Annotated in this window: 12 protein-coding genes and 1 tRNA gene; 6 read left to right on the top strand and 7 right to left on the bottom strand. The window is 63.2% G+C overall.

Translation table 11 applies throughout. The features are described from left to right. Positions 1–7: 7 nt before the first annotated feature. Positions 8–1051, bottom strand: coding sequence for a hypothetical protein (locus tag JJT62_RS16365; RefSeq protein WP_202073853.1), 1044 nt, complete (start codon positions 1049–1051; stop codon positions 8–10). 174 nt (positions 1052–1225) lie between these two features. Here JJT62_RS16365 and pgi point away from each other — a divergent pair, with 174 nt between their 5' ends. Further along, complete coding sequence (pgi, locus tag JJT62_RS16360) at positions 1226–2866, top strand: glucose-6-phosphate isomerase (RefSeq protein ID WP_202073852.1); 1641 nt, start codon at positions 1226–1228, stop codon at positions 2864–2866. Positions 2867–2956: 90 nt separating this feature from the next. Here pgi and JJT62_RS16355 read toward each other — a convergent pair whose 3' ends face one another. Next, entirely contained in the window at positions 2957–4078 is a 1122-nt protein-coding gene (locus JJT62_RS16355; RefSeq protein ID WP_202073851.1) for a methyltransferase, read from the bottom strand. Positions 4079–4197: 119 nt separating this feature from the next. Here JJT62_RS16355 and JJT62_RS16350 point away from each other — a divergent pair. Next, a tRNA-Arg gene (locus tag JJT62_RS16350) sits at positions 4198–4274 on the top strand. Positions 4275–4382: 108 nt separating this feature from the next. Here the strand turns inward: JJT62_RS16350 and JJT62_RS16345 are convergent. Further along, a complete protein-coding gene (locus tag JJT62_RS16345) occupies positions 4383–4832 on the bottom strand; it encodes a hypothetical protein (protein ID WP_202073850.1) in 450 nt (149 codons plus the stop codon). 167 nt (positions 4833–4999) lie between these two features. Here JJT62_RS16345 and JJT62_RS16340 point away from each other — a divergent pair, with 167 nt between their 5' ends. The 4 genes from JJT62_RS16340 (at position 5000) to JJT62_RS16325 (ending at position 9719) form a co-directional block, all read left to right on the top strand. Then, complete coding sequence (locus tag JJT62_RS16340; RefSeq protein WP_202073849.1) at positions 5000–6157, top strand: glutathionylspermidine synthase family protein; 1158 nt, start codon at positions 5000–5002, stop codon at positions 6155–6157. An 81-nt stretch (positions 6158–6238) separates the two neighbouring features. Next, a complete protein-coding gene (locus JJT62_RS16335) occupies positions 6239–6496 on the top strand; it encodes a hypothetical protein (protein ID WP_202073848.1) in 258 nt (85 codons plus the stop codon). 1193 nt (positions 6497–7689) lie between these two features. Then, positions 7690–9099: an MFS transporter gene (locus tag JJT62_RS16330; RefSeq protein WP_202073847.1), complete on the top strand. Its 1410-nt coding sequence runs from the start codon at positions 7690–7692 to the stop codon at positions 9097–9099. Between the two features lie 281 nt (positions 9100–9380). Continuing rightward, entirely contained in the window at positions 9381–9719 is a 339-nt protein-coding gene (locus tag JJT62_RS16325) for a Rieske 2Fe-2S domain-containing protein (protein ID WP_202073846.1), read from the top strand. Positions 9720–9843: 124 nt separating this feature from the next. On the opposite strand, the gene JJT62_RS16320 is transcribed toward JJT62_RS16325, so the two are convergent. The 4 genes from JJT62_RS16320 to JJT62_RS16305 all read right to left on the bottom strand — a co-directional run bounded on the left by JJT62_RS16320 (position 9844) and on the right by JJT62_RS16305 (position 14751). Beyond that, positions 9844–10617 (bottom strand): methane monooxygenase/ammonia monooxygenase subunit C, encoded by a 774-nt coding sequence (locus JJT62_RS16320; protein WP_202073845.1) that lies wholly within the window; start codon positions 10615–10617, stop codon positions 9844–9846. A 203-nt stretch (positions 10618–10820) separates the two neighbouring features. Then, positions 10821–11177 (bottom strand): DUF2946 family protein, encoded by a 357-nt coding sequence (locus JJT62_RS19645; protein ID WP_370568576.1) that lies wholly within the window; start codon positions 11175–11177, stop codon positions 10821–10823. A 165-nt stretch (positions 11178–11342) separates the two neighbouring features. After that, positions 11343–12689, bottom strand: a complete 1347-nt coding sequence (locus JJT62_RS16310) for a hypothetical protein (RefSeq protein WP_202073843.1) — start codon at positions 12687–12689, stop codon at positions 11343–11345. Between the two features lie 25 nt (positions 12690–12714). Further along, complete coding sequence (locus tag JJT62_RS16305; RefSeq protein WP_202073842.1) at positions 12715–14751, bottom strand: tetratricopeptide repeat protein; 2037 nt, start codon at positions 14749–14751, stop codon at positions 12715–12717. Between the last annotated feature and the right edge of the window lie 180 nt (positions 14752–14931).

The following is a 14931-nucleotide window of genomic DNA, read 5'->3' as shown; positions in this document are numbered from 1 at the left end:
GGTCCAGTTACGCCGCCAGCGCCACCGGGCTCGCGGCGCGCAAATGGAAATCTTGCGTCACTGGATGCGGGCAACCTTTCAGCAGTGATGGGCTTTCATAGCCGCGCGCGACCAGATCGCCCGCACCGGCGGAGCACATTTCCACCGCCAGCCGCGTGAGTCGGTTCAGCACCGGCTCCACCACCCAGGAGAAGCGCGGCGCGTCGGGCGCGATACCCTGCATCAGCGCCACGCGGGCGTCGTTGTTCGCCTGGCTCATGCGCGCCTGCCAGCCCGGCTGCGGCTCCTGCCAGTTGTTGGCGACGATCACCGGCCCGCGATAGATGCGCGCCTCGCGCTCCGTGCGCTCGATCAGCGCCATTTCGCCCGGCTTGACGCCGGCCAGCGTGAAGAGCGTCGGCCGCGCCAGCGGCTCGCGGGCGATGAGCTGGACGGCGTCCTCGAAAGTCTCGCAGGTTTCGAAAGCGTAGCGCAGCAAATGGTCGGGCGGCCAGCCGCCTTCGCTCGCCAGGGCGTTGCGAAGATTGAGCGCTGCGTCCAGGGCGAAGCCCAGGCTCCCAGTCGTTCGCCGTAGCATGGGCGCCTGATTGATGACCGCGCAGAAACGGCCCGGCGCCATGGCGCTGAGCACGCCGACGGCGCCCGGCCAGGTGGCGTTGTAGAAATCGCCGGCCGGCCCCGACTGCCATGCCATTTCCACCGCCTCGCCCAAGCCGCGAAACGGCCAGTCCAGCGTGCGGCGGATGCGGGGCAGGCCGTCCGGCCCCTCATAGGCCTGGGTCGTGCAGGCGAAGAGATAGGACATGTTGAGCGTCATCGCGCCCGGGAAACCCAAAATCGCGGCGACGTGCTCGAGCTCGGCGCGATAGGCGGACGCCGATTTGCGCAGCCAGTTTGTCGCCAATTGGTCGATCGGCGACAGACAATAGCGCGCCAGCGGCGCGACCGCGCCAAGGCAGGCGTCGCGTAGGGCCGCAGCGGCGTCGATCCGCGCCTGAGCATGGGCCACGGGACCGCCGTCGCGCACGTCGAGGAGCGGAATCGGGTTCATCGTCGTCCTTTTGTCAAAAAACATTCACTGAACGGAGATCGTTCCCACATCTGGATGTCATAATACAGCGAAAAATCCCTTGAGCTGCGCCGCGCTGCAATCGGCCCGGCGTTCAGGTAAGTTTCCTCCGCCTGAGGGCCGCCGATTCGGCCCGCGCAACGCACCGAGACGAAAATGACTCACGCTGTCGCCGCTGCATTCCTCGCCCTGGAGACCCACGCGCCCTCGCTCGACGACGTCCGCACGCTCGACTTGTTCGAAAAGGATGGCGCGCGTTTCGACAATTTCAGCGTCTCGCTCGACGATGATTTCCTCTTCGATTTCTCGAAGCACAAGGTGACGCGCGAAACGATCGATCTGCTCGTGGCGCTCGCCAAGGCGCGCCAGCTCGAAGGCCGGCGCGACGCGCTCTTCGCCGGCGAGCCCGTCAACAACACCGAGAAGCGCCCGGCCATGCATATGGCGCTGCGCGATCTCTCGTCGCGAGCGCTGGTCATCGGCGGCGCCGATATGCGCCCGGCAATCGAATCCGAGCGCGAGAAGGTCTTCGCCTTCGCGCGCGCCATTCGCAGCGGCGAGGCCAAGGGCGCGACGGGGCTTCCTTTTACGGACATTGTGAACATCGGCATCGGCGGCTCCGATCTCGGGCCGGTCATGGCCGCGCGCGCGCTTTCGCCCTATGGGGAGAATGGCCCGCGCGCGCATTTCGTCTCCAATGTCGATGGCGCCGATCTCGCGGACACGCTTGCGGGGCTCGATCTGGCGCGCACGCTTTTCATCGTGTCGTCGAAGACCTTCACCACGCAGGAAACAATGGCGAACGCCGCGAGCGCCCGCGCGCGCGTCGTCGCGGCGCTCGGCGAGGCGGCGGTGAACAAGCATTTCGCCGCTGTCTCCACCAAGCTCGACAAGGTGGCGGCCTTTGGCATCGACGCTTCGCGCGTCTTCGGTTTCTGGGATTGGGTCGGCGGGCGTTATTCGATCTGGTCGTCGATTGGTCTTGCGCTCGTGATCGCCATCGGCCCGGAGAACTTCACGCAGTTCCTGCAGGGCGGCTTCGATATCGACGAGCATTTCCGCTCGGCGCCGCTCGACGAGAATATCCCCGTGCTCATGGGCCTGCTCGGCGTCTGGCACCGCAACACGCTCGATCGCCGCGCCCATGCGGTGATTCCCTATGATCAGCGCCTCGCGCGCTTTCCCGCTTATCTGCAGCAGCTCGATATGGAGTCGAATGGCAAGTCGGTGACGCGCGACGGCCGTTTCGATACGCATCGCACCGGGCCGATCGTTTTCGGCGAGCCGGGCACCAATGGGCAGCACGCTTTCTTTCAGTTGCTGCATCAGGGCACGGACGTCACGCCGATCGACTTCCTCGTCGCCGCCGAGCCTACTGCCGCCGACGCGCATCATCACGCGCTTCTGTTCTCGAACTGCCTCGCTCAGTCCGAAGCCTTTATGCGCGGTCGCACGTTGGAAGAGGCAAAGGCGCAATTGCGCGGGCAGGGGCTTGGCGCAGACGAGGTCGAAAGGCTTGCGCCGCATAAGGTCTTCTCCGGCGATCGTCCGACGAGCGTGCTGCTCTATCGCCGGCTCGATCCGCGCACCTTGGGGCGCCTCGTCGCGCTCTATGAGCATAAGGTCTTCGTGCAGTCGGTGATCTGGGACATCAATCCCTTCGACCAATGGGGCGTCGAGCTCGGCAAGGAACTCGCGAACAAGCTGGGGCCGATCGTGGAGAGCGCCAGCGCGTCGACCGTGGGGCTGGATGGCTCGACGGCGGGATTGATCGCCTGGCGGAGATCGAAGCAATAGTCGTCATTGCGAGGAGCGCAGCGACGAAGCAAACCCAGGCTCGCGACGGCTGCCCTGGATTGCTTGGCTTCGCTCGCAATGACGGGAACGCTAAATGGCCTTCGCCGCAAGAATGCTCGTCAGCGTCGGCAAGGCGTTGTCGAGCAGTCTGAACCCGCCGAACCCCGCCTGCCGTAGTAGAGCTTCGATCTCCTCCACCCGGCGCGGCTCGCCGCGGCCCATGGCGAGCGTGTAGAAGCCGTAATAGGCGTCGAGCGGCTCGGCGCCCGTCACGCCGGACATCGCCTCGATAATCAGCAGCGTCGCGCCCGGCTCCATCGCGCGGCGGATGTTGCGCAGAAGCATCAGCGCTCGTTCGTCATCCTGATCGTGCACGATGCGGATCAGCGTGACCGCGTCGGCGCCTTTCGGCAAATCGTCGCGCAAGAAATCGCCGCCGTGAATTTGCGCGCGCGCCATGAGGCCCGCAGCCTCCAACCGCGTGCGCGCGCGGTCCGCAACGGCAGGGAGATCGACGAGCGCGAGCTGCAAATCGGGGGCGCGCGCCGCGGCGGCGCAAAGGAAAACGCCCTCGCCGCCGCCGATGTCCATGAGACGCTTGTGCTGCCTCATGTCATAGGCGTCGAGCGCCTGCTCGGCGACCATGGGCTGCGAGGCGGCCATCAGCGCGCTATAGGGCGCGACGTCTCCCGGGCTCAGCGCCTTGGGTTGCTCGAGGTCCGAATAGGGCCAGTAATCGGCGAGCGCCGCGCGCTTCTCGCCGCGCAGCAGCGCCACCGGGTCGGCGATGTCGGCGTAAAGCAGGGGCTGGTGCTCAACGAGCGCGCGCGCCGCTGCATTGCCGAGAAAAGCCGCGCCGAGCTGGCCCAAACCATAGCGCCCGCCCGCGCGTCGCTCGGTGAGGTCGAGCGAGGCGGCGGCGTCGAGCAGCCGCCGCGTCGCCGCTTCTGAGAGCGCAAGGGGCGCGGCAAGATCGGAAACCGTCTGCGGCCCGCCCGCGAGCGCTTCGAAGAGCTTCAGCCGGGCGCAAGCGAACAGCACCTGCGAATAGACGAAGCCGGCTGTGAGATCGAGCGCCGCCCGCGCGCGCCGCCGGGCGATCGGCCGGGTGAAAGGGTTGGCGAGCGACCAGCGCTGGAATTTGGGATCGGCGATCAGCCTGTCGCGACGGGCCCGCAGATCATCCAGCCAGCGCTCGAAAAGACCCGCCATATTCCGCCCCCGCTTTTGACCGCGTCCCGATAGCATGCGCCCCGAGGCGCGCGAAGAGGCGCCGCCGTTGCGGGCGCGCCCGCCTTAATGTAGAAGGGAGACGCGTCGACTCGCGACAGGCGCCCGTAGCTCAGCTGGATAGAGCGCTGCCCTCCGAAGGCAGAGGTCAGAGGTTCGAATCCTCTCGGGCGCGCCAGGTCGACGGAGATTTTCACGGACGACGCTCTGAATGACATTTTTTCAGGACTCCTTGGTTTTGCAGCCCACTTTGCCGCCGCCATCGCCTTTTGCGCGGTCTTTTGCGTCATCGAATTCGTGGCCTGGGGCTTCGTCGCTGTAAGCGTCCGAGTGCATTCCCGGCGCGCTGAAAGCCCGGCAGGGAATCCAGAGCCACAAGAGCGCGGTTTTGCACAGAGCCCGTCATTGCGAGCGAAGCGAAGCAATCCAGAACAGCGATGCGGGCCTGGATTGCATCGTCGGCGGTGATTGCCCGTGTCCAAGCGGCGCGAGCGGCGGAAATGGCGCCGAACCAATCGAGCGGATCTCGTATAAGATGACCAATGCGGGCGAAACCCCCGGCAAGCGCGGCCACAATCCGCCGCCCATCATCTTCCACGCGCGAGAAGGCTTTGCCGGAGCGCCGGTGCCGACCGAGGAAGAGCAGCGGCGCGCGCTCTTCCTCGCCAACCTCGCCATCTATGTGCCTCTCGCGGTGGGATTCGCGGTGCTTCTTTTCGTTCAGTGGATCGAACAAGCCAGATGCTCTCCGGGGAACGCAACGGACTCAGCCACGGAGACCGCCTGCTCCTCCGACTCATCGGGTTCCGGAGGTGGCGGTGGTAGTGGTGGCGGCGGCGGGGGCGCTGCGAGATTCGGCGGCTTCGGGGCGGTGGGCGCCGGCCATGGCGGCGGAGGCGGTTGATGAAGCGCGAGGCTTCTTCGCCGCGTCCAAACTTCGAGGCCGAGGCGAAAAAGATAGGCTTCGACTACGCCTATGCGGATGGCGAGCCCTATTGGGAGGAAAGCGCGCGCTACGTCTTCTCACTGGCGGAGATAGAGGACAGGCTCGAGGCGGCGACGGCCGAGCTGAATGCGCTTTGCCTTTCGCTCGTCCAAAACGTCGTCGAACATGACCATCTGATGCGACGATTGAGGATTCCAGAATGCGCCTTCGACGTAATACGCGCAAGCTGGAGGCGGCGCGACCCCTCGCTCTACGGCCGCTTCGATTTCGTCTACGATGGCAAAAGCGAACCCAAGCTCCTCGAATTCAACGCCGACACGCCGACGAACCTCTATGAATCCTCGGTCGTGCAATGGCATTGGCTTCAATCCCAAATCGCGCGGGGCGAGCTGCCGCAAGACGCCGACCAGTTCAACTCGCTGCACGAGAAGCTCGTCGCGCGTATCGGAGAGATCGCGCCGAGCCGCTTGCTGCATCTCTGCTGTATGTCAAAAAACGCCGAAGATGCAGGAACGACAGCCTATCTCGCCGAATGCGCGCGCGAGGCGGGGCTCGTGACGAAGCTTCTCGACATGAGTGGAATAGGGTTGAAACACGATGAGTTCATCGATCCAGACTGGCGCAGGATCGAGTTTCTCTTCAAGCTCTATCCCTGGGAATGGATGTTTGCCGACTCTTTTGGCAAATCCTCAGCCGTCGGGCTGACGCGCCTCGTCGAGCCGCCCTGGAGGATGATCCTATCGAACAAGGGCGCGCTGGCGCTGCTCTGGGATATGGCGCCGGGACACAAGAATCTCTTGCCCTGTTATTTCGAGGACGACCCGCAAGCGGAAAAGCTCGGCGTGAAATATGCGCGCAAGCCGATCTATTCGCGCGAGGGGGCCGACATCGAACTCGTAGACGGCGTCTGCATCGCCCGGGGCGAGACGGACGGCTATGGCCGGGAAGGATATGTCCGCCAGGCGTTTTGTCCCCTGCCGGCATTCGACGGCCGGCGTCCCGTCCTTGGCTGCTGGCTCGTCGGCGATGCGCCGGCGGGTCTTGGCATCCGCGAGGATAAGGCGCTCATCACCTCCAATCGCGCGCGCTTTACGCCACACGCGATCATCGGGTGAAATCGGTGCGTCGAGCGGCCCGCCAAAATCGGATGCTGACCAGGTAACTCAACGAGGCGGGACCTCCGAGGCGACTCCCGCGTGACCGACTGGGCCGGCCTTGGAGGCGCCGCCGACGCTGATCGCCTCGCTTCTTTCGGCTCGGGCCGCCTGCCGGGGGTCGGGCGTTTGCACGCTCGGCGTCCAGTAAAACAGAAGCGCTGCAATCAGGCCGGGAGCAGCATTGGCAAAAGCGGCGCGGAACAGGGCGGCCATTTTAGGGACAAGGCTTTCAGACATGGCGAACGTCCATTTCAAACGAATGTATTAAATTCAACCAATCGGCTGAAGCAAAAATAAGGCAAGGATCGAGGCGCCGGTCGAGGCGGTCGCTCGACGGAGACGGTCTCCGACCCGCAAAATGGCGCCGCGAGCCTATCGGCTCTGATGTCTCACGCAGGCGTCGAAGGCGTTATCTGCTTCCCGGGCCATGTCCGGATTCGCATAAATCCGCAGCGCCAAAGAATCGCTGCGTTGGCCCGAAAGACCGTGCCGTCGAGCCACCGATTTTTGCGCCTCATAGGCGCACATCGTCACGTGATCGCCGGCGCCGCGACTGCGCTTTTGTGAGGCTGCCGTCGACGGCGGCGCCACGAGCAGAGTCGCAGCGACAGCGAGGCGCCCAAGGCATGAAGGGCGGTCATCGAGCCGCTTCGTCATGAAACCGAACGGGGTAAAAGGCATGTCTATCGCGCTCCTTATCAACGAGGCGCGCTCTTTTTTGACAGGCACAAAGAAGCGCCCGGTTTTAGGCCAGGCGCTCGAGTTGGGAGGGAGTAAATGAGACCTCATCAACCTGCCGGCTTTTTGATTGTTCCCTAGCGCGCTTTCCGCCCGGATGGAATCGCGCGAGCGATGAGAAAGCGCGCAGAGTCAAAAAGCAGGAGCGCATTCTTATACCGTTTCCGTTTGAATAGCTCGCATTGACGCTTCATTCCCGACGGACCGAGGGCCATCTGGAATCCGGAGCCACAAAAGCGCAGGTTTTGCTCTGGATTCCCGATCACTCGCTGCGCGAGCGTCGGGAATACACCGAACCAATCAAGCGGATTTCGTATTATCGGCCGAGAGATTGCCGCGGCTGAGGGAATATTCTCGCACGCACACGGCGGCCGTGCTGCTGTATCTGGCGCTGGAGTGGGAGGCGAGAGAGGACGAAAACGGCGACGGCCCGGCGATTATTCTTCGCCGAGCCGCAGCAACTGCTAGCAGACAAGAATGTGGCGGCTGCCTGAAGCTCACAAGTCAGCCGCCAGGTCGAGCTGGTCGTCGTTGGGTCTCCCCCTCGAGGGAGGCCTCGGAGCTTTCCGTGCGCTCGATCGCAACCCCCGAAGGCGTTGCATGGAATCAATCTTTTGAACGCTGAGAAGTTCGCCTGAGACGACAAAAAATTTGCGAGGGCGCGCTGAGCGGACCCGCGTTGCGTTGGCGCAGGGCGCCCGTCTAGAAGCGGCGAAGGCGAAGTTCTGCGTGATTTGCGATCGGGAGGCTTGATGGACGAGCTTACAATCAAGCGCTTCCTGCCCTGGGTGGTGGCGACCGCCCTTTTTATGGAGCAGCTCGACGCGACGATCGTCAATACAGCCGTCCCGGCGATGGCCGAAAGCTTACAGGTCACGCCGCTGAGCTTGAAAGCGATCGCGGCGAGCTATGTTTTGAGCCTGGCCGTGGGCATCCCCGTAAGCGGATGGATCGCTGATCGCTACGGAACCAGAAAGGTTTTCGCCGCCGCGATCGCCGTTTTCACGCTCTCGTCGATCCTGTGCGGATTATCCCAAAACGCGGGGCAAATGGTTGTCGCCCGAATACTCCAGGGCGCCGGCGCGGCTTTGATGACGCCGGTCGGAAGATTGACCGTCATCAGGACCTTCGAAAAGGCGGAACTGCTGACGGCGATGAATTTCGTCATCATACCGGCGCTTATCGGGCCGCTTCTCGGCCCGACGGTCGGCGGCCTCATCGTGCATTGGCTTTCCTGGCGCGAAATCTTCTTCGTGAATGTCCCGATTGGCATCGTCGCGCAGTGGCTGGTCCATCGCTACATGCCCGATTACCGGGGAGAGAGTGAGCGTCCTTTCGACTGGCTGGGCCTTGTCTTCTTTGGATCAGGCATGGCGCTTCTTTCCTGGCTTCTCGAAATATTCGGAGAACATCAAATCCGCCCCGAGCTGGGCGTCGCGCTTTTCGCCGTCGCGATGGCGCTGCTTCTCGCCTATTGGGCGCATGCGCGCCGAGCTGCTTTTCCGCTGCTCGATCTTGCCTTGTTCAAAAAGCGGACCTTCCGGGTTTCGGTCGGCGGCGGCTTCCTCACAAGGCTCGGCGTGGGCGGCTTGCCCTTTTTGACTCCCTTGCTGTTTCAGGTGGGCCTTGGGCTTCCGGCGTGGGAGTCGGGCATGCTGATGATGCCGACGGCGGCCGCCGCCATGGGCATGAAATTCATCTCCGCGCCCATACTCGCGCGTTTTGGCTACCGCACTGTCCTCGTCAGCAACACTGTGATGATCGGCGTCGCGATCTGCCTGTATTCTCTGGTGACCGAACGCACGCCGATCGCGGCCGTCGTCGCCATCGGTTTCCTTCTCGGCTTCTTCAACTCGCTTCAGTTCACGAGCATGAACAGCCTCGCCTATGCGGATGTCGAGCCGGCGGAGTCGAGCATGGCCGCCACCATTGCGAGCTCTTTCCAGCAAATATCGATGAGCTTCGGTCTTGCGATCGGGTCTCTGGTGGCGGCCGCATTTCTGGGCGCGGCGCCACAGTCGAATCCACACGCCGTCATTGCCGCCCTCCACGGCGCCTATCTGACTCTCGGCGCGCTCACCGTCCTCTCGTCTCTCTCTTTCTGGCGATTGCGCAAGTCCGATGGCGCAAGCGTCAGTCATGCGCAGACGGAACTGGCTTGAGGGGGATACCATTTCCGTTTGAATAGCTCGCTTTGGGGCGTGTCATTCCCGGCGGGCTGAAAGCCCGACCGGGAATCCAGAGCCGCAAAGCGTTTGTTTTGCTCTGGATTCCCGATCGCTCGCTTTGCGAGCGTCGGGAATGACACCGAACCAATCAGGCGGATCTCGTTATGAGTTGGCGCGCTTCCACGAACGCAAGTCTTTTAAGGAGCTGCCGCTAGCGCTTGGTCCGCAACTTGCGAGTCGGCGGCCAGACGTTCCTTTTTTGGGAGGCGACCCCGATGGCCTTCACCTTCATCTGTCAGACAAGCGCCGTAAGCGAGGGGGGCATGGGCCTCTTCCAGGCCGGCCGCAAAAGCGTGCTCCTGGTTTGGCCAATGGGTGGCGAGCTCAAGGCGTATCGCGGGCGCTGCCCGCATGCGGACATGCCGCTGAGCGAGGCGACCTTCAACGGGCAGACGGTGTCCTGCCCGCACCACCAGTGGGGATTCGACGGCGCCAGCGGCAAATGCGTGACGCATCTCGTGCGCAACACGCTGCATCCCTACGAGCTGCGCGTGGAAGGCGACGAGATTCAGGTCGACGTCGGCCCCGTCAAGGCGGCGCGTGCGCCGGCGTGATCGTCATCCGCCGGGGAAGGATTGTCGCCAAAGCTGAGCGCGCTTTGGCGGCCGGCGCCCGTCGAGGGAGGGGACGGGGCACCGGCCGGGACAATGCGCGCCGGGTTCAAGCGCGCATTGTCGATCAGCGCCGGAGCAGAGCGTCGACACCCTCATTTCCGAGGAGCTGACGGAGCCGTCCGAGGATCTGCAGAGTCACGCCGAAGACGGCGAGCGACATCCACCCGAAAAAGACGAAGCCCCAATGCAGAGGGCCCGCGAATCCCTCGTCCATCGCCCAGGAGGTGTGGCCCCATTCATTGAACCCGACGTTCGGGATCGTCATGAAGACCCCGCCAACCAGCACGAGGAAGGCGAGCGAGTAGCCCTGGGCAAAAAAGGGTAGGCGCGTCTTCGCGTAAAAGAACGCGCCGACCCCGATGATCGAGAACAGCGGATATGAAATATAGAAGGTGATGATATTGCTCGGGGTGAAATCCGTGTCGCGGACCGCTGTCATGTGCCAGACGGCAGTCTGCTCGGAGAAGAAGCTCAGGCCCCAAAACAGAGCTAGCGCAAAGACGACCAGCCATTGCACGAGATAAAGAAGCCGCCGCGTTTCGCGCGCGGGCGAGAGCTTCTCGAGCTCGCGATCGCGCGTGCGCCATAGCAAGCCCGCGAGGAGCGCGACGCTGGCGATAGAGAGGACGACGGCGGCCTTGAGGAGATTGATCCAGTAAAGCTCGAATTCTGGAGCGAATGAATCCAGTCCGACGGTCCAGCCGAAAGCCTGTTCGAAGAGGCGCAACGCGGCGACGAAAAGGGTCAGAGCCAGAACGCCGAAAAGAAGCGGCTTCGTATCGACGATCCGCTCGGCGCGCTCTGCGGCGCCTGCGGCGTGCGTGTTGATGGTGCTCATTTTTTTCTCCGAAAATGTCTATGGGGCGCGCGAAGGGGGTCTCCGCGCGCGTGCTATCGGGGCGAAGCGGCCCGGGAAAAAGCCGCTTCGCTGAGCGTTCTGAAAAAGAGGAGGAGCGTTAATTGGCGTGGCGCGGCGCGGTTGTTCTCGCCGATCCGGATCATCTCTCCCAAGCGGCCGGGAGAAGCCGCTACGAGACGATCTCAGGCGGAAACCGCATGCGCTTGGGCCGGCGGCGCGCGCGGAGACTGCGGCGCTCTCTTTGGCTCCAGGCGACGCTCCGGCGCTGATCTCGTTGGCGGAGAGTCAACTGACGTCGCGGGAGAAATTGGAACCCTGATCGAAGCGTATGGCTTCGGCGGCGGCGCGTCCAGCGACCCGCAATGCAGGATGCAACACAGGCCGTGGTGATGACCGCCATGAGGAACGGCGGGCTGTCCGTTCCCGCTTGCGGCGTCTTGCGTCGAGCAGATAACGCTGGAACCTGAGGCCGCGAACGCAGGCGCGCCCGCGAAAGCAAGCTGCAAGAGCAGCAGGCCAGCGACAAGAGTCGCCAACATGCGCGCAAAGCCGCTCTGTCGCTTCAGAGGATCCACCGCCGCCGCCTTTGGTTTCAGGACTGAAGGCTAGAGACGGACAGGAAGGCGGTCAAGCAAGCGCAAATGGCGCCGATGTGCGGCGAAACGCCGCGCGTCTGTGAGACGCGCCGGCGCTCCTAAGGGGTGTTACGCCGCGCTCTTCGCCGCCTGAGATCGTGGCGCCGCGATCGTGCGCCTCAGGCTTTGATCGGCGAGTCTTTCGTAAGCCGACACCAGGCCAGCGACATTCATTTCCGCGTCCTGGCGCCAGAATGACAAGTGAGAGACGACGAAGGGAAAATAGACGCTGTTCTCCTTGCGGGCGCGCTTGCGCACGCCATAGCAGAGGTCATGCTCGTCGTCGGACATGATGTCGGGGATATGCACGAGATCGCGGCCGAGGAAAGCGACGAAATTGATGCTGACCCTTTCGTTCCACGCGAGAGCGGTCGGCTCTTCGAGCGTGAAGCGCGACGGCGCGCGCAGAAAGAGCCGGTGAAGCGCTTCCGCCTTGGCGCCGCTGCTCCAGAGCGATCCGCACATCCCGCCGGGCGGAAGCTCGAGCGCCATCTCGTTGTGCGGGATCGCGCCGAACTGCTGCTGGAAATGGGCGCAGACGCCATTGTTCACGACATTCGCGCTGATCAGGAAATAATCGTCATTGGCGCGGCGGAAATCGATGAAATCGCCGAGCCGGTCGAGATCGACATAGACGATGTCGTCGTCGCATTTGAGAAAGACGTCTCGCGCATGGAGGTCGCGATTGGCGGCGTAATATTGATAGGCCGTCGTGTAGAACATCACGTCCTTCGAATAAAAAGGCGCCCTTCCGCCGACGAACAGACGCGCCGCGTGCAAATTGAAACACTCGAAACGCCAGTCGCCATTGGCGCCAAATCCGGTTCGGTACAGGGCTTCGAACTCGCCGTCGGCGACAGGCAGGTCGTCACGGAGGATGTCGTCGCCGGCGACGGATATTCTCAGGCCATCGGCGCCGAAACGGATTTCGACATCCACAAAATCGAACTCGGGGAGAATCTGGGGCGTGGAGGCGTAAACGGCGGGCGGCTCCTCGTGATTTCTCAATTGTGTGGCTGTCAGCGCGAGTGGATTCGCAAAGCGCCGAATGGCGCTTGCGCGATTGTTCCATCCGCCGATGACAATCTCATAGCTCGTTCCCGAAGCGCCGCGACGGCGCAATCCGATGTGCACGTCATTTGTGGCGCGAACGCTGAATTTGACGCTGCGATTGTTTCCCCGCACCGAGAGCGTTCCGGGCAGAAGGAAATATTCGTCCGTATGGCTCGGCGTGACTTGCGCGATGGGGAAGCGCTCGCGGAGCCAGCGCGCGTCGGCGGCGTTGCGGGTGAAGTCCCAGACATGCCACTCGTCGATCAGCCCGCGCTCGATCGCGGCGTCGACGTAACGCGTCAGCAGGCTCATCCGATCCTTTCTTCCCGCGAAAGTGACCAGAATCGTCTTCTGCTTTTCCATGTCGAGTTTCTCCTGAAACGCGCTCTTAAAAATCCGCCAGCCGGCGGTCTTGCGGAATGGGCATATGCTCGCTCCATTCCTTCAGCTTATCTCGATACAGCGCGCGATAGGCGTCTTCGCCCAGCGTTTCGATGGATTCGAGATCGAGTTCGCAGCCGATCTCGTAATAGACGTCGAGATTGGTCAAATCGGGCGTCGGCGTGCGTCCCTCGACAAAATCCTCGTGCATTTCGGCGAAGACCGATTCGAGCCGCCGCACGGTTCCTTCAATGTCCCGCAAGGCGCTGCGATCCCGGTTTTCGACAAGCGCCTTGCGACGCGCCGCCAGCCCGGCGGGGTTGCGCGCGAACTCCGTCGCGCGCGCGAAAAATTCCTCGGGCGTGGCGCAGATGAAATCGTCCAGCCCGGCGGCCGTGACAACGCTTGCGCAGAAGCGGGCCGCGAAGCTGCGGCCACGCAACGTCAGGACCGGCAGGCCCATCGTGAGCGCGTCGGCGGCGGTCGAATGGGCGCCATAGGGCAGAGTATCGAGGAAAAGATCTGCGAGCGGGATGCGCGCCAGATGAAGCGGGTTCGGCGCTTTCTCGGCAAAGAGAATGCGTTCCGACGCCACGCCATGTTCCGCGGCGGCTTTGCGTAAACGCTCATTGACGTCGGCTCCGCCCGTCAAAAGCCACAGGACGCTGTTAGGCGTCGCCTTCAGGATCGACATCCACAAGGCGAAAGTATTCGCCGTGATCTTCTGCATGCCATTGAGGCAGGCGAAGACGAAGGCGTCATTGGGGAGTCCGGCCTCTTCGCGCGTCGGACGGCGCTCGGCGATGCGGCGCTTGCGGTCGAGCGGCTGATTGCAGCCGATCCACAGGACCTTCTCGGAGTAGAAGATCTTGTTTTCTTCCGGCACGATCACCGGATCGGCGATCATGTAATGATGATAGGGGCTGCCCATCGTTCCGGGGTAGCCGCACCAGTTCACGATGACCGGCGCGGGGCGATAGGCGAAAATCCGCGTGCGCGCATGTTTGGTGTAGCCGTTGAGATCGACGAGAATGTCGATCTCGTCATCGGCGATCCGCATCGCCGCCTGGGCGTCGTCCATCGGTTTGATGTCGATCCAGTGATCGACGGCGGCCTTTATGCGCGATTGCGTTTCGTCGGTGGGGCGATCCTCGCCGCAGTAATAAGCAAAGATCTCGAAACGGGCTTTATCGTGCCCTTCCAGGACTTCGACGAGCGCAAAGCCGACGGCATGTTCGCGCAGATCGGAGGAGACATAGCCGATCCGCAGGCGCGCGTTCGGCGCGCGTGGCTTTCTCTCGCGCGGCGCGAGCGGCGCGCTCGCCGGACGACCGACGACGGACTTATTGTAGCGATACGCCTTGGCGAGCTGGAACATGGGATCGTCGGCATAGGCGGCGAGCGACATCGACGACATGCCGTCGATGAGGTTGCGGCGCGGCAGGCGCTCGGCGGCGGCGACGGCCGGCCATTTGCACTGGCGCTGGCGCAGCGAAATCCAATGTTGCGCGGCTTCGGTTTTGTCGGGCCGCAGTTCGAGCGCCTGCTTCAGGGCCTCCTCGGCGCCCTGTAAATCCTCGACGCCTTCGAGGACGCGGCCGATTTGGTGCAAGGCGAGAACTTTATGCGCCATCGTCTCGCCGTTCACCTCGGCGAGCTTTTCGCTCAGAGCGCGCCATTGCTGAACCGCCGCGCCGATGTCTCCCGCATCTTCGAATGCGCGGCCGAGATTGATATGCGCCTGGGCGAAATCCGGCTTGACCCGAAGGCACTCCCGCAAAGCGATGGCGGCGCCGGAAATGTCGCCCTGTTCCCGCAGGCCGACCGCATAGTTGAAATAGGCCATGTGGAGCAGCTCATGTTCGCCGTTGAAGGCGATCCATGTCTTGTAAAGCTCGCTGGCCAACGCCGGCTGGCCCGCGCGTCGCAATTTATCGGCGCTGTCGAAAAGTTCGACGAGCGGCAGGTTTCGGCGCTTGGCGCGATGAACGGCGAGGTTGAAAATTTCGATCCCGCTCGCCAAGGGGGAGGCCGGCGTCAGCATGCGTTGGCAGTCCAGTTGGGAACATTGAGGGCAATCCCAACGGACCTTGGCAAAGAGAGCTTGCGCCAGGCATGTGCAGCCGCTCGGGAGGGCGATTGCGGCCGAATTTGCTCGAGCTTCAAAAGCAGCCGCCGAGGAGGCTTACGCACCCTCGGCGGCAATTGTGGCTGTTCCAGTGTG

Origin of the sequence: Methylocystis sp. Sn-Cys, assembly GCF_016745395.1 — a bacterium.
Classification (GTDB): Bacteria; Pseudomonadota; Alphaproteobacteria; order Rhizobiales; family Beijerinckiaceae; genus Methylocystis; species Methylocystis iwaonis.
Note: the sequence above shows the minus strand (reverse complement) of the source record. Positions and strands in the feature narration are given on the sequence as shown.